Origin of the sequence: Streptomyces sp. CRCS-T-1, from assembly GCF_024442335.1 — a bacterium.
GTDB classification, from domain to species: Bacteria; Actinomycetota; Actinomycetes; order Streptomycetales; family Streptomycetaceae; genus Streptomyces; species Streptomyces koelreuteriae.
In genome coordinates this window covers 1,802,406-1,818,064 of sequence record NZ_CP101651.1, presented here as the reverse complement: position 1 = coordinate 1,818,064, position 15,659 = coordinate 1,802,406, and the positions used below count along the sequence as shown (strand labels likewise).

Annotated in this window: 9 protein-coding genes; 8 read left to right on the top strand and 1 reads right to left on the bottom strand. The window is 72.3% G+C overall.

The annotated features are described in order from the left end of the window. The first annotated feature begins 80 nt into the window (after positions 1-80). The 5 genes from NNW99_RS07980 (at position 81) to fxsT (ending at position 11,456) form a co-directional block, all read left to right on the top strand. Positions 81-1,553, top strand: a complete 1,473-nt coding sequence (locus NNW99_RS07980; RefSeq protein ID WP_215118003.1) for a 3' terminal RNA ribose 2'-O-methyltransferase Hen1 — start codon at positions 81-83, stop codon at positions 1,551-1,553. After that, the gene (locus NNW99_RS07975) at positions 1,550-4,090 is read left to right on the top strand and encodes a polynucleotide kinase-phosphatase (protein WP_215118002.1); all 2,541 of its coding nucleotides are present in this window, start codon (positions 1,550-1,552) and stop codon (positions 4,088-4,090) included. Before NNW99_RS07980 ends, NNW99_RS07975 begins: the two co-directional genes overlap by 4 nt. Positions 4,091-4,268: 178 nt before the next feature. Beyond that, the gene (locus tag NNW99_RS07970; protein ID WP_215118001.1) at positions 4,269-5,819 is read left to right on the top strand and encodes a hypothetical protein; all 1,551 of its coding nucleotides are present in this window, start codon (positions 4,269-4,271) and stop codon (positions 5,817-5,819) included. Further along, positions 5,816-6,907, top strand: coding sequence for a MoxR family ATPase (locus NNW99_RS07965; protein WP_215118000.1), 1,092 nt, complete (start codon positions 5,816-5,818; stop codon positions 6,905-6,907). The genes NNW99_RS07970 and NNW99_RS07965 overlap by 4 nt, the downstream gene beginning before the upstream one ends. A 1-nt stretch (position 6,908) precedes the next feature. Beyond that, positions 6,909-11,456 carry an FxSxx-COOH system tetratricopeptide repeat protein gene (gene fxsT / locus NNW99_RS07960; protein WP_215117999.1) on the top strand — a complete coding sequence of 1,516 codons (4,548 nt, stop codon included), beginning with the start codon at positions 6,909-6,911 and terminating at the stop codon, positions 11,454-11,456. A gap of 45 nt (positions 11,457-11,501) precedes the next feature. On the opposite strand, the gene NNW99_RS07955 is transcribed toward fxsT, so the two are convergent. After that, positions 11,502-12,866, bottom strand: coding sequence for a cation:proton antiporter (locus NNW99_RS07955; RefSeq protein WP_215117998.1), 1,365 nt, complete (start codon positions 12,864-12,866; stop codon positions 11,502-11,504). A gap of 152 nt (positions 12,867-13,018) precedes the next feature. Between NNW99_RS07955 and NNW99_RS07950 the strand changes: the two genes are divergently transcribed. The 3 genes from NNW99_RS07950 (at position 13,019) to NNW99_RS07940 (ending at position 15,615) form a co-directional block, all read left to right on the top strand. After that, entirely contained in the window at positions 13,019-14,185 is a 1,167-nt protein-coding gene (locus NNW99_RS07950) for a hypothetical protein (protein WP_215117997.1), read from the top strand. After that, positions 14,182-15,288: a caspase family protein gene (locus NNW99_RS07945; RefSeq protein ID WP_215117996.1), complete on the top strand. Its 1,107-nt coding sequence runs from the start codon at positions 14,182-14,184 to the stop codon at positions 15,286-15,288. The genes NNW99_RS07950 and NNW99_RS07945 overlap by 4 nt, the downstream gene beginning before the upstream one ends. A 99-nt stretch (positions 15,289-15,387) precedes the next feature. Continuing rightward, a complete protein-coding gene (locus NNW99_RS07940; RefSeq protein WP_215117995.1) occupies positions 15,388-15,615 on the top strand; it encodes a hypothetical protein in 228 nt (75 codons plus the stop codon). Positions 15,616-15,659: the final 44 nt, after the last annotated feature.

Genomic DNA, 15,659 nt, shown 5'->3' with positions numbered 1-15,659 from the left:
AATTCCCGGATGCTGCCGAAGTTCGCTCTGTACGGTGAGGGGATCCGCAGTTCAGACCACTGATCAAAGGTCGATCCACCGTGTTTCTGACCATCACCACCACCGGCACCCCGGAGCGCCCCGCCACCGATCTCGGCTTCCTGCTGCACAAGCACCCCGAGAAGGCCCAGGCGTTCTCCACCTCCTACGGCACGGCCCATGTCCTCTACCCCGAGGCGGACGCCGAGCGCTGCACGGCGGCGCTGCTGCTGGAGGTGGATGCCGTGGCACTGGTCAGGCGCGGCAAGGGCAAGGGCCGGGGCGGCGCCCCGGACGCGGCACTCGCGCAGTACGTCAACGACCGCCCCTACGCCGCCTCCTCCCTGCTCGCCGTGGCGCTGAGCAATGTCTTCTCCAGCGCGATGAAGGGCGTCTGCAACGCCCGGCCCGAACTGCCCGCCGTACCGTGGCCGCTGCGTATCGAGGTACCGGCGCTGCCCGCCCGCGGCGGCCCCGGGCTCGTACAGCGGCTGTTCGAGCCGCTGGGCTGGACGGTCACCGCCGAACCCGTGCCGCTGGACACCGAGTTCCCGCAGTGGGGCGACTCCCGCTACGTCCGACTCGAACTGGAGTCCACGGACCGTACTCTCGCCGAGGCCCTGCGCCACCTCTACGTCCTGCTCCCGGTCCTGGACGACGCCAAGCACTACTGGGTCGCCCCCGACGAGGTCGACAAGCTGCTGCGCGCCGGTGAGGGCTGGCTGCCCGGCCACCCCGAGCAGCAGCTGATCACCAGCCGCTACCTCTCGCGCCGCTGGTCGCTGACCCGTGCGGCGACGGAGCGGCTGGAGCTGGTCCGGCTGGCCGAGACCGACGACAGCGAGGTCGAGGAGATCGACAACGCGGTCGGGGCGGAGACCGAGACCGAGGAGCGGCCCACCCCGCTCGCCGTACAGCGCCGGGAGGCCATCACCGCCGCGCTCAAGGCGTCCGGGGCCGCCCGCGTCCTGGATCTCGGCTGCGGCCAGGGCCAGTTGGTGCAGACCCTCCTCAAGGACCCGGCGTTCACCGAGATCGTGGGCGTGGACGTGTCGATGCGGGCGCTCACCATCGCCTCCCGGCGGCTCAAGCTGGATCGCATGGGGGAGCGGCAGGCCTCGCGCGTCAAGCTCTTCCAGGGCTCGCTCGCCTACACCGACCCGCGGATCAAGGGCTACGACGCCGCCGTGCTCAGCGAGGTCGTCGAGCACCTCGACCTGCCCCGGCTGCCCGCCCTGGAGTACGCCGTGTTCGGCTCGGCCCGCCCGCGCGCGGTCCTCGTGACGACCCCGAACGTCGAGTACAACGTGCGCTGGGAGAGCCTCCCGGCCGGCCACGTCCGCCACCGCGACCACCGCTTCGAATGGACCCGCGCCGAGTTCCGGGCCTGGGCGGAGGCGGTCGCCGAACGGCACGGCTACTCGGCCGAGTTCATACCCGTCGGCCCTGACGACCCCGAGGTGGGACCGCCCACCCAGATGGCCGTGTTCACCCTGACCACCCCGACCAGTCCGAAGGAGGCGAAGGCGGCATGACCGACGTACGCGAGGGGCGGGTCCTGCCCGTCACCGACCTCTCCCTGGTGGTGCTCGTCGGTGCCTCCGGCTCCGGCAAGTCCACCTTCGCCCGCAGGCACTTCAAGCCCACGGAGATCATCTCGTCCGACTTCTGCCGCGGCCTCGTCTCGGACGACGAGAACGACCAGAGCGCCACCAAGGACGCCTTCGACGTCCTGCACTACATCGCGGGCAAGCGCCTCGCCGCCGGCCGCCGCACCGTCGTGGACGCGACCAGCGTGCAGCCCGACGCCCGACGCCAGCTGGTCGACCTGGCCCGGAGTCACGACGTCCTGCCGATAGCCATCGTGCTCGACGTGCCCGAGGAGGTGTGCGCCGAGCGCAACGCGGGCCGCACCGACCGCGCCGACATGCCCCGCCGCGTCATCCAGCGCCACACCCGGGAACTGCGCCGTTCCCTCAGGCACCTGGAGCGCGAGGGCTTCCGCAAGGTGCACATCCTGCGCGGCGTCGACGAGGTCGAGCACGCCACCGTCGTCACCGAGAAGCGCTTCAACGACCTCACCCACCTCACCGGCCCCTTCGACATCGTCGGCGACATCCACGGCTGCGCCGCCGAACTGGACTCGCTGCTCGGCAAGCTGGGCTACAAGGACGGAGTCCACCCCGAGGGCCGTACCGCCGTCTTCGTCGGCGACCTGGTCGACCGCGGCCCCGACAGCCCGGGCGTGCTGCGCCGCGTCATGGCGATGGTGAAGTCCGGCAACGCCCTGTGCGTGCCCGGAAACCACGAGAACAAGTACGGCCGTCACCTGCGCGGCCGCAAGGTCCGGCACACCCACGGCCTCGCCGAGACCATCGAGCAGATGACGGGCCAGAGCGAGGAGTTCGTCGCCGAGGTGCGGGAGTTCCTCGACGGCCTCGTCAGCCACTACGTCCTCGACGGCGGCCGCCTGGTCGTCTGCCACGCCGGCCTGCCCGAGAAGTACCACGGCCGCACCTCCGGCCGGGTCCGCAGCCACGCCCTGTACGGCGACACCACCGGCGAGACCGACGAGTTCGGCCTGCCGGTGCGCTACCCCTGGGCGGAGGACTACCGAGGTCGTGCGGCCGTCGTCTACGGTCACACCCCCGTCCCGGAGGCCACCTGGCTCAACAACACCATCTGCCTGGACACCGGCGCCGTCTTCGGCGGCAAGCTCACCGCGCTGCGCTGGCCGGAGCGCGAGCTGGTCGACGTACCGGCGGAGCGCGTCTGGTACGAGCCCGCGAAGCCGCTGCTCACGGAGGCCCCCGGCGGACACGACGGCCGCCCGCTGGCCCTGGCCGACGTGCAGGGCCGCCGGATCGTGGAGACCCGGCACCAGGGCCGGATCTCGATCCGCGAGGAGAACGCGGCGGCGGCCCTGGAGGTCATGAGCCGCTTCGCGGTGGACCCGCGGCTGCTGCCGTACCTCCCGCCCACCATGGCACCGACGGCGACCAGCAAGGTCGATGGCTACCTCGAACACCCCGTCGAGGCCTTCGCGCAGTACGCGGCGGACGGGGTCGAGCGGGTCGTGTGCGAGGAGAAGCACATGGGATCGCGGGCGGTGGCGCTGGTCTGCCGGGACGCGGACGCGGCCCGCAAGCGCTTCGGCGTGGACGGCCCGACCGGGGCGCTCTACACCCGCACCGGCCGCCCCTTCCTCGACGACGACGCCCTCACCGAGGAGATCCTCGACCGGGTGCGCACGGCGATCGGCGAGGCCGGCCTCTGGGACGAACTGGCCACCGACTGGCTGCTGCTGGACGCCGAACTGATGCCCTGGTCCCTGAAGGCCTCCGGCCTGCTGCGCTCCCAGTACGCCGCGGTGGGCGCCGCCTCCGGCGCGGTGCTCCCGGGCGCGCTGGCCGCGCTGGAGGGCACGGCCGCACGCGGCGTGGACGTCACCGGCCTGCTGGCCCGCACCCGCGAACGCTCCGCCGACGCCGCCGCGTTCACCGAGGCCTACCGCCGCTACTGCTGGACCACGGACGGCCTGGACGGCGTCCACCTGGCACCGTTCCAGATCCTCGCCGTCCAGGGCCGCAGCCTCACCGCCCTGCCCCACGACGAGCAGCTCGCCCTGCTCGACCGGCTCGTCGAGCACGACGGCAGCGGCCTGCTGCGCACCACCCGGCGGCTGTACGTCGACACGGCCGACCCGGAGTCCGTCCGGGCCGGTGTCGACTGGTGGCTGGAGATGACCGGCCGCGGCGGCGAGGGCATGGTCGTCAAGCCGATCGGCGCCCTCGTCCGCGACCCCCAGGGCCGCCTCGTCCAGCCCGGCATCAAATGCCGCGGCCGCGAGTACCTGCGGATCATCTACGGCCCCGAGTACACCCGCCCGGAGAACCTCGCCCGCCTGCGCTCCCGCTTCCTCAACCACAAGCGGTCCCTGGCGATCCGCGAGTACGCCCTGGGCCTGGAGGCCCTGGACCGACTCGCCGACGGTGAGCCGCTGTGGCGGGTGCACGAGGCGGTGTTCGGGGTGCTGGCGCTGGAATCGGAGCCGGTGGACCCGAGGCTCTGAGCCGGAAGGGCGGCCTCCACAAGGTCGAGTCCGATCGAATCCGGCCAGGCTTGTCCCGTCTGGGGCGATCCTGGCCGGACGTCGTCCTTCCGGTCCCATTCGTCCCTGGTTAACCGCTGGTTGCCGTGCTAACTTCGCTGGTCGATCAGGCAGGTATACCGGCTCAGGGGGAAAGTCGGTGGAGACACACGCGGGGTTCGGCGAACCCGAGGGCGGGTCCGGGCGTGCGGAAGGCTTACGGCTGCTGCTGGGGCTGACCAACGCCCTGTGCGGTCTGGGCTGCATGGAGGACGCGCAGGGGCGGCTGCACTTCGGTGTCGTCCTCGGAGGCCTGCTGGGGCGCCGGATCGACCTGCGCGGCATCAAGTTGCGCGAGGACGTGGTCCTGCTGACGCGCGCCGCGCTGAACATGCCGGGCGGGGAACGCGTACTGGTCGAGGTGGTGCGGATCCTCGAAGGCGAACTGGCGGGCGACGAACTCGATCAGCTGCTCGACCAGTGGCTCGCGCCCGCCCCGCCCCCTGCCCTCCAGGGGCCCCTCTCCCGCGACGACGAGGCCGGCGCCCGCGCCCTCCTCGCCAAGGGCGAACTCCCCGCCGCCCGGCTGCGCGACGCCCTGGTCGAGGAGCTCAACGGCCTCGACCTGCCCACCGGACTCGCCCCGGAGCAACTCCTCGCGCACGTCCTGGACTGGAACGTGCAGCCGGACGGACTGCCCCCCGCCGTCCTGCTGATCGACCACGCCGCCCTGCTCGCCGCCAGCCCGGGGCACCGCACCGCCCTGTCCGGCTGGGCCGACGACTGGGCCCGGCGCGCGGGCCTGACCGGGCCGGTGGAGGAACGCCGCAAGGCCCGCGGCTCGGCCAAGAGCGATCCGGACATCCCGCGCTGCCTGGTCGTCGCCGTCGAACCGGCACGGGACGGCTCCGGCGAGATCGTCGTCCGCCCCTGGCTCAACACCGTCCCCGGCCGCTGGGACCCACAGCCCGGCGAACCCGCCACGACCACCCTCGACGAGCTCGGCCCGGCCGTCCAGCGCGCGTTACGGCAGGGCGCCCGCCTCTGGTCGGCGCCCCGTGAACCCGACCCGGGCGGACGCCGGCAGCCACCGCCGTACATCGAGTTCGTCCTTCCGTACGAACTCCTCAACCACGATGTGGCCGGTCTGACCTTCCGGATCGGCGACGGGCAGCCGCTGCCGCTCAGCCTGAAGTACGGGGTGCATCTGCGCAGCCTGGAGCGGATGCGCACGGACGACGCCCTGGTCCGCGACCAGTGGCAGGAGCGTTGGCGAACCCTGAACGAGCACGGCGTCCAGGTGCACGGCTGGCGCGAACCGGACGGCGGCCGGATCGGCGCGTGGCAGGCCGGGCTCGCCGGGGAACCAAGACATACGGCGGTGGTGCTCGACGCCCCGTCCGACGTCCTGGCACTGGAGGCTCTCAAGGCCGCCATAGCGGAAGGGGTGGGGCTCGCGATCTGGGACCGCAGAGGTGCCTTCCGCGAGGAGCGCCGGGAAGTGGTGACCGCCCTGTTCGCCGCGGCGCCCACACCGGCGAGGATCCCGGTGGCCGTCCACCTCCTGCGCAGGAACGCCGAGAGCGAGGGCCGGGGCCCAGGCGAGCTGCTCGGCCGGCACATCGGCTTTTTCTGGGACGATCCGACGCGTCCCGTTGACTTCCAGCCCACCGACCCAGGCGATCTCGCCAGCGAGGAGGCATCCGCATGAGCGGGCAGGAGCAGACGGTCCCGAACGACTGGTGGATCTTCCACGGCACGGGCAGCGCCCCCGCCGTCCCGCCCGATCTGCCCGTGCCGCCGCCCTGGCGCAGCTTCCGGGGCGAACCGGCCCGGCCCGTACCGGCGGCCGACCCCCAGGCCGCGCTGCGCCGCCTGGGCCCCGGTGACGTCACTCCGCAGCTGGGCAAGGACGAGATCGACGTCGTCAACACCGCGCTGCTGCTGCGCCGGCCCCTGCTGATCACCGGCCCGCCCGGCGTCGGCAAGTCCACCCTGGCCTACCTCATCTCCCGCGAACTCGGCCTCGGCCGGGTCCTGGAGTGGAACATCGTCAGCCGCACCACCCTGCGCGAGGGCCTCTACGCCCACGACGCCATGGGCCGCGCCCAGGCCATCGCCGCCTGGCGGGCCGGCCTGCGGCATGCCGCGTCCCTGGAACCGGACGACATCGATCCGGCTACGGACGTCAACACCGCGCTTCAGCAAAATCCGCGCCAACTACCCCCGTTTCTCGGTGACTTCATCACGCTGGGCCCCCTGGGGACCGCGCTGCTGCCCTACGATCGTCCCCGTGTGCTTCTCGTCGACGAGCTCGACAAGAGCGACATCGACCTGCCGAACGACCTGTTGCACGTCCTGGAGAACGGAAGCTATGAAGTCCCCGAGCTGGTACGCGACGCCGAGGACAGCGCGCGCGTCCACACCAGCGACCCCGGGGGCCGCGCCGAGGTGCGCGACGGGCGCATCGAGTGCCGGGAGTTCCCGGTCGTGGTGATCACCAGCAACGGAGAACGCGAATTCCCCGCGGCCTTCCGCCGGCGCTGCCTCCCGCTGGAGATGCGCACGCCCACCCGGGAGCAACTCCTGGCCATGGTCGAAGGGCACCTCGGAACCCGCCCGCAGGGCACCGAAGACCTCGTCGACCTGTTCGTTCAGCGGGTCCAGGCCGGCGGAACCCACTCCCTGGACCAGTTGCTCAACGCTGTCCAGATGACGACGGCGGGTGGTTTCCAGGCGGATGGTGACGGGCGTAAGCTCGTGGAAATGCTCCTGCGCGACCTCGCGAAGGGCCGCTGAATTGAAGGGCTATCCCAGGGAGCACGCATCCGGGCTCGGCGACGGATTTCCCGTTTCGGGGTCGTCGCCTCCTTCGGCGTTGCCCGAGTCCGCCGATCAGGCGGCTGAGCACGGAGCGACGCCACCGGACACCCTGGAACAGTCCCTCCCGCGCTGGCAGGACGTCGCCGACGCGGTCTGGCTCGCCGTGCACTGGAACCGCCACGGCGGCCCGGCCTCCTCCGGCCCCGAGCCGGCGCCGGGCCGGACGACGACATCCCCGGCCCCGACTCCCGTACGCCCGCGGGACACGGAGGACACGAACCAGCGGGACACCTCACCGGCCGACCAGCCGGGTCCCTCCCCTGACACCACCCCCGACGCGGTGCGCGCTCCGCGCCCGCCGGCCACTCCCGACGGTCTCGACGACCGTCCGCGGCAGGGGACCGGCTCCCCCCTGCCCGGAGAGCCCCGCGCCTCGGCGCGCCTGTTACCCGACGCCGAGGGCCGTTTCACCCTGCGCCTCGGGCAGCCGCTGCTGCCCGCCGACGACCGCCCGCAGCAGGCCCCGGGCCGCGCCACCGCCCGGTTCGCCCGCGCCCTGCACCAGCTGGCCCGCCGTGTGCCGTCCCGCGACACGCTCGAACTCGACGAGGAGACCACGGCCGAGCAGGGGATCATCGACGGCATGTGGGTGCCGTTCCTGCGTCCCGCCCGGACGGCCGCCTTCGACCTGGTCCTGCTGGTGGACGACGCGCCCACCCTGCGGATCTGGGAGGAGTCCACCGCCCGGCTCGCCCAGGCCGCCGAGCACAGCGGCGCCTTCCGGGCCGTGCGAACGGTCCGGGTGAACGTGCCGCGCACCGGCACCGCCACCCTGCGCTGGAGCGTCGGCCGGGCCGCCGCCGACCCCGCCGAACTCCTCGGCGGACGCGGTGACCGCGTCTTCCTCGTCGTCACCGACGGGCTCGCCCACGGCTGGGCCTCGCCCGCCGCCGACGACCTGCTCGCCCGGCTCGCCCACGCCGGCCCCACGGCCCTGGTGCATCTGCTCCCGCCGCACCTGCGCCACCGCGCCTCGCTCTACCCCCACCCGGCCGTCCTGGAGGCCGGCGGCTTCGGCGCCGCCAACGACGGACTCGAGCACTGGGCGCCGCCCGGCGGCCCCGACCCCCTGCGACCGCTGCCCGACGCGGGCGACGGCTCCGTGCCCGTCCCCGTGCTCTCCCTCAAGCCCGCCTCGCTCGCGGCCTGGGCCGACCTCGTCACCGGGGAACGCGGAGTGCGCCGCGCCCTGCCCGTCGTCCTGGCCGGCACCCTCACCAAGGGATCGCCCGCGCCCGGCCTGCGCGCCCCCCGCTTCCCGCGCGCCGCCAAAGCCGCCGTACGCCGATTCTTCACGCTGGCCACCCCCGCGGCACGCCGCCTCGCAACGCAACTGGCGGCGGTTCCCTTCGAGTTCGACCTCGTGGAACAGCTGCGGCGGCGCACCATGCCGGAGACCGGCCCGGACCACCTCGCCGAGATCCTGATGGGCGGGCTGATCGACTGGGACAGCGGCGGCGAGGGCCGTCCGGAGTTCGCCGACGGGGTCCGCGAGGAACTGCTCGCCACCACCACCCGCAGCCAACTCGCCCACACCGTCAGCGTGGTGGGCGAACTTCCCGCCGCGGGCGCCCGGGGCCTCGCCCTGCGCGCCGCCCTGCGCGACCCGATGGGCGCCACGCTGCCCGACCCGTCCGAGCGGGGCTGGGCGCGCAGCGAGCTGGCCGTGATGCGGGCGCTCTCGGGGCCGTACTCCGAGCGGGCCCGCCGGATCGAGCCCGGTCTGTCCAGGGCCCGAGGGCCCGGTGACGCCGAACGAGTGAGTCCGGGAACGCCCGGAGCTGCAACTTCCGAGGTGAACCGCGCGGCTCCTGGGGGATTGTCCGACGGAACGGGAAGTCTGCCACCGTCGACCGCCCCCCAAGAAGCTGGAGAACCACCCGTGCCACCCCTGGTATCCGACGCCATCCCACAAGAACCCTCGGAGGCTGAGCTCCCCATGCCGAGCACCACGACCGGAACGCCCGCCGCCCTCCTGGTGAACGTGCCTCTGCGCAACACGTCGTTCGTCGGCCGGCAGGCGCTGCTGAGTGCCGTGGAGGAGCAGCTGGCGGCTCAGGACACGGCGGCGGTGCTCCCCAACGCCCTCCATGGGCTCGGTGGCGTCGGCAAGTCCCAGCTGGCACTCGAGTACGTCTACACCCACCAGCACGACTACCGGGTGATCTGCTGGATCCCCGCCGAGCGGGAGAGCCTCATTCTCGCCGCGTTGGCCCAGTTGGCGGCACAGCTCGGCGTCGCCCCCACCGGCCAGGACAGCCTCGGCGCCCCCGCCGCCAACACGGCCGTGCCGGCCGTACTGGAGGCGCTGAGCACCGGAACGCCGTACGACAGCTGGCTGCTCGTCTTCGACAACGCCGAGGACGTCGACACGGTGCGCCAGTACTTCCCGGCCAACGGACCGGGCAAGGTCATCGTCACGTCCCGGAACCGGGCCTGGGAAAGGGTGGCCACGTCGCTGCCGGTCAACGTGTTCGAGCGCGAGGAGTCGATCGAGCTGCTCCAGAGGCGCTCGCCCGACCTGTCCGTCGAGGACGCCGGGCGGCTCGCCGACGCCCTGGGCGACCTGCCGCTCGCGGTGGAGCAGGCGGGCGCTTGGCGCGCGGTGACCGGCATGCAGGTCGACGAGTATCTCGACCTGCTCGCGCAGCGCAGTCCCGAGATCCTCGAACTCGACCCGGCTCCCGACTATCCGGTCTCCGTCGCCGCCGCCTGGGACATCTCGCTGGAGCGGATCAAGGAGAACAACCCGGGCGCCCGGCAGCTGCTCGACATCTGCGCCAGCATGGCCCCCGAGCCCATCCCGAGGGCGATGCTGCGCGGGAGCCGCGGCGTCAATGTCACGCCCGAGGTCGATCCCCTGCTGCGGGAGTCGATCAAACTCAACCGGGCCGTCCGCGACCTGAGCCAGTTCTCCCTGGTCCGGGTGGACCCGCGTTCCGACACCCTCCAGATGCACCGCCTGCTGCAGACGGTGCTCCTGGCCAAACTGAGCGCCGACGAGCGGGAGCGGATGCGTGACGCCGCGCACCAGTTGCTGTCGGCCGCCAAGCCCGGCCCCTCCGGCTCGTCACTGGAATGGCGTGCCTATCAGGCGCTGCTGCCCCATGTGCTCACCTCACAGGCCGTGACCAGCACCGACACCTATGTGCGGGAGCTGGTCTTCGACACGGTGTGGTTCCTCTACTACTGGGGAGACCACGTGGGCGCCGCCGACTTCGCCCGCCAGGCCTGGAGCGCCTGGCTCGGGTCCTCGGACGAGGATGACCTCCACGTCCTCCGGATGACGAAGAGCCTCGGATTCCTGCTGCGGCAGAACGGCCAGGTCCCCGAGTCCATCCCGCTCACCGAGAAGGCCCTGGAGATCTCGCGCCGCTCCGATGTCGACTCCGAGAACCTGATCGACTCGCTGTGCGAGATGGCGGACGCCCGCGGCTACCAGGGCGGGTTCGAGGAAGCCCGGGCGCTGACGCAGGAGGCCACCGAGCTGGCCCGGTCCCTGTTCGGCCCGGACGATCCGATGACGCTGCGGGCCACCCACGCCTGGGGAGTCGCCCTGCGGCTGTGCGGCCGGTTCAGGGAAGCGCTGCCGCTGGACCAGGAGAACGCCCAGCAGCGTGAGCTGCTGTTCGGCCCTGCCAGCTTCTTCACCCTCAACACCCTCAACGCGCTCTCCATCGACATGCGCGAGAGCGGGGACTACCCCGGCGCCCGCGACTTCCAGGAGGACGCGTACCGCCGGGCGCGCACCGAACTCGGTGAGGAACACCCGCTCACCTTGCGCATCGCCCGCAATCTCGCGGTCTGCCGACGCCGGGACGGGGCCCACGAAGAGGCGGCCAAGCTCTCGGACGAGACGCTGCGGCGCTTCGTCTCCCGCTACGGAAAGGACCACTTCGACGCCGTGTCGTCGGCGACCAACGTGTCCGTCGACCGGCGTCTGAACGGCGACCTCGACGGCTCCCGGGAGCTGGCGGAGGAGACCCTGCGTCGATTCGAGCAGCGCCTCGGTCAGGGCCACGCGTACACCCTCCTGACCAAGGCGAACCTGGCCGCCACCCTGCGTGCCCTCGGGGCCCTGGACCAGGCACAGGAGCTGGAGGACGACGCGGCGAGCCGGCTGGCCGCGGGTGTGGGCGCCCGGCACATCACCGCGCTGACCGTCGCCATCGGCCAGGCCAACACGGCCTACGCACGCGTCGACTTCGAGCGGGCGCACGAGATCGACCAGGCCAATCTGCCGCTGCTCGCCGAGATCGCCGGTGAGGAGCACCCGTTGACGCTGGCCTGCACGGCGAACCTCGGCCTCGACCTGCGGGGCCTGGGCCGCAGGGCGGAGGCCGACGAACTGCAGCGCAAGGCGACGGACGGCTTCGCCCGCGTGGTTCGCGCCGACCACCCGTGGCACGTGGCCGCACGCCAGGGCCGCCGTATCGAGTGCGACATGGCGCCGATGCCGCTGTAGACCACCGCCTCGTCCGGGGTGGCACCCGTGTGCCACCCCGGACCGTCAGCCCGCGTCCGCCACCGGTGTGGGGGGCACGCCGTCCGACGGGTGACGAGGTGCCGGGGTGTCGCCCGCGTGGTCCGGGAGAGTCAGATGCACCGGCACGACCTCGGCAGGGCCCGGGGCGCGGGTCGGCTCGTGGTCGGACAGGCGGCGCACCAGGATCAGCAGGGGCTGCGTGAGCAGCGTGGTGGCCAGGGCCATGAAGACCAGCACCGTATAGAGGGGCTTGCTCACCAGGCCCGCCTGGAAGCCGGCGTTGAGGGCGATCAGCTCCGTGAGACCGCGGGCGCTCAGCAGGACACCGACGGTCCGGGCGTCGTCGCGGTCCAGTCCGCCCATCCGGGCCGCCACCACGCCACTGCCGACCTTCGTGGTGACCGCCAGCACCGTCACCACCAGCAGCGCGATCCAGCCGGTGGCATTCATGCTGTTGAGGGTGACGGACTGCCCGGAGAACACGAAGAAGTAGGGCACCAGCAGCGAGCTGACGACATGCAGCGGCCGCAGCAGATCCGGGTCGAGCGTGCCGCGCTGCTCACGCGGGCAGACGATCCCCGCGAGCAGCGCACCGCAGATGGCGTGCAGCCCGAGGTACTGCGTCACGGACGCCGACGCACAGGCGAAGCCGATGAGCACCGCCAGCCGCAGGGACGGCTCCATCCGGGTCCGCCACAGCAGCCTGCGCAGCACGGGCCGGGCCGCCGCCAGCATCAGCAGGGCGAACCCGGCCGCGATGAGGGCCCGCCACTGCCAGCCCAGGACGTGCTCACCGCTGTCGCTGTCCAGCATCGTCCCGGCCAGCACCGTCCACCCGATCACATCGAGCAGCCCGGCCGCGGACACCGCGAGGACGCCCGGCACCGTGTCGGCCAGGTTGTTCTCCCGCACGATGGCCGTCAGGACCGGTACGGCCGTTATCGACAGGGCGACCCCGGCGAACAGCACCATGCCGGTGGTGAGCGGGGGCATGTCCAGGGCCCGCAACTGCTCCCGGAACAGCAGCGCGCAGCCGCTGCCCACGATCATCGGGACCACGAACGCCGCCAGCGCCACCGTCACGACCGTGCGCGCCCGGTCGCCCAGGATCTTCAGATCCAGCTCGTATCCCACCGCGAACAGGAAGACCACCAGGGAGAACTGCGCGAGCCCGGTCAGCGCGGTGCCGATCTCCTGGGGGAACACCGTCCGGTAGACATCCGGCGCCGCACTGCCGAGCAAGGAGGGACCGAGGGCGATGCCCGCCGTCAGCTGCCCCACGATGTACGGCTGCCTCAGCCGCTGGGCCACCCAGCCGGCGCCATGGCCGACCGCCAGGATCAGGGCCGAGGCGAACAGGAAATGCGTGACCACCGCGTCAGCGCTCACTGCGTCCCCCTGTGTCCAGTTGTCATGGCCGGTGGTTCGGCCGCGGGCGGGTCCTCGCACGTGTGCTCGACCCCCAACCTCCTTATGATACTGGTAAGTTGACGGCGTAACGGCAGTCGTACACAACTCTGTACCGGTGTCACGGGGGGCACATGGCGACGGTCGTCTTCATCCATGGAACAGGGGTGCGCGAACCAGGCTTCTCGAAGCTTGCGGGGCGCGTGGCGGCCGGACTGACCGCCCTGCGCGAGGGACTACGCATCGTGCCGTACTACTGGGGCGGCACGCACGGCGCCACGCTCGCGGCGGGCGGGGTCAGCCTTCCCGCCGAGCCGGGCGGCACGGCCCGGGGCCTGCCCGACGGTGACGGCGACGACGCGTCGGCCGCCGCCTGGGCCGCCCTCTACGCCGACCCGTACGCCGAACTCGTGCTCGCCGCGGCCGGCGCGCCGCAGGTCGTCGAGCGTCCGCCCGGCTCCCTGCCTCCCGACCAGGCGATACGAACCGGTCTCCTCGCCCTAGCGGCTCAAGGGGACGTTCCTGCCGCCGAACTGGGCCCGGGACTGGCCCGCGCCGCCACCGATCTGGCCGCCCATCCGCTGCTCGCCCCGGCCGCCGTCGCCCTCGCCCCCGACGACCTCGGGGCCCTCGCCGGACGCAGTCTTGCGGCCCGGGTCATCGCCGACGCCCTGGACTCCGACGTCCCGTTGGTGCCGGTCGGTGACAGCCGTGACGCCGTCGCCGACGTGCTCGCCGTGGCACTCGGTGCACAGCCCCGGGGCACGGAACGCGGGGTGCGCTCTCTGGTGCTGCGGGTCGCGGGTTCGGCGGCATCCCGTGCCGTTGTGCGCCGCCGCCGCGCCCTCACCGAGGCCGCCCACCCCGCCGCCGCCGACATCCTGCGCTACCTCAGCCGCGGCGAGGCGGTCCGCGCCGAACTGCGTCACCTGATCACGGGCCTCGAACCGCCCGTCACCCTGGTCGGCCACAGCCTCGGCGGCATCATCGCCCTGGACACCCTGATCTCCGCGCCGCTGCCACAGGTCCGATTCCTGGTGACGGCGGGATCCCAGGGGCCGTTCCTCTACGAGTCGGGCTCACTGCCCTCCCTCGAACACCCCGCACCCCTGCCGTCGCACGTCCCGGACTGGTTGAACCTGTACGACTCCCGCGACCTGCTCTCCTATCTGGGCGCGGGCCTGTTCCCCGGACGGGTCACGGACGTGGCGGTCGACAGCCGTCAGCCCTTCCCGGCCTCGCACAGCGCCTATTGGACGAACCCCGAGGTCTACCGGCACATCGTGGACCGGCTGCAGTGAACCCCGCCCGGGTGCATGCGCTGATCGTCGGCGTCGAGCGGTACGACGCCGGGTCCGGCTGGGATCTGCCCGGGCCGGCGCGCGATGCGGTGGCCTTTCACCGGCTGCTGCGTGCGGCCGGGGTGCCGGACGACCAGCTCCGTCTGCACCTCGCCCCGCTGCCGCCGTACGTCCCCGAGGTCGCCCACCAGCCCGCCGATCACGCGACTCTGCGCCGCGTCCTCGTCCGCGAACTGCCCCTGGCCCAGGGCGATGTCCTCTGGGTGTGGTGGGGCGGGCACGGCGTCCTCGACCGGGCCGGGCACCTGCGGTTGTTCTGCTCGGACGCCACTACCGCCGACAAGCTGGGCATCGACCTGGACTCCGCGCTCGACCGGTACGCCGGGGACGCCGTAGCGGCCTTCGGTGATCAGCTGTGGATCGTGGACGCCTGCGAGACTTTCGAAGAGGACCTGGCCTTCCGGGAGCAACTGCCGCCGGACGCCCTGCCGGTGGGGCGGCGCAACCTCGCCCATCGGCAGACGCTGCTGCGGGCGGCCGGGCGGGGGCGGGTCGCCGCCAACGACCGGGAGCGCGGGACGGGGCTGTTCTCCGAGATCCTGCTCGGGCTGTTGGCCGACCGAGTCGCCGTTCTGCCCGCGTTGCCCGATCCGGAGGGACTGTTTCCGGCCGTACGGGCACGTATCGCGGCCCTCAGGGAAGCGGGACGTACTCTGCAGTATCCGGAGATTCGGCTGCAGAGCCCCGAGCGCACCGAGATCGTGGCGCCGGCCGTACCGTCGCCCGGGCGGCGTCGGGCCTCGCCGTTGCAGCGGGCGGTGGACGCCCTTCTCGCCTATTCGCTGATGGGAGACCCCATCGAACGACAGGCGGTGGTCGCCTCGTTGGACCCGCGTGTCACTGCCACGCTGCCCCGGCACAGCAAGGCCCGCACCGATGTCGTCGGTATCCTCAACAGGCTGGCCCGGGGCCGCCCGGAGATGTTGTGGGAGCTGTTCGACGCCGTCGTCTCCCTCGATGACGATTCAGATCTCAGGGGCGAACTGGACGCTGCGTTACGGGAGTTCGAGGCCTCCCTGATGCGTCCGCGTGATCGGAAATGATCGAGTGGCGTGATCGTACGGTTTTCGACCGGGGCAGGAATGGCCATGATGGAAAGGACACGGGGCATCGCGTGCCACCGTGCGAGAAGGGGGAACATCTTGGACCAGCCGCCCGCTCTGTGCCACGCCGGAGCCGCCGTTCGTGAGCCGGCCACAGCTGGTGGTACCGACGTCTGGGAGTCGGATCTCGTCGACCTGGCGGGGCTGCCCGTGACCGCGGTGGACCGTCTCGCCCCGCTGCCTCCCTCTGCTCGTCTGCTCGGAGAGGTCCTGCGCGCACGCGAGAGCATCCGAGGGGGCGGCGAGGGGTCCGCCAGGGCCGAATAGCCGCACCCTGCCGCACGGCAGACCCCGGACGGGCATGCCGTGTT

Bases quoted from the DNA above. Each gene is read 5' to 3' on its own strand.
- NNW99_RS07975 (WP_215118002.1), top strand. From the start codon at position 1,550: ATGACCGACGTACGCGAGGGGCGGGTCCTGCCCGTCACCGACCTCTCC.
- NNW99_RS07950 (WP_215117997.1), top strand. From the start codon at position 13,019: ATGGCGACGGTCGTCTTCATCCATGGAACAGGGGTGCGCGAACCAGGC.
- NNW99_RS07965 (WP_215118000.1), top strand. From the start codon at position 5,816: ATGAGCGGGCAGGAGCAGACGGTCCCGAACGACTGGTGGATCTTCCAC.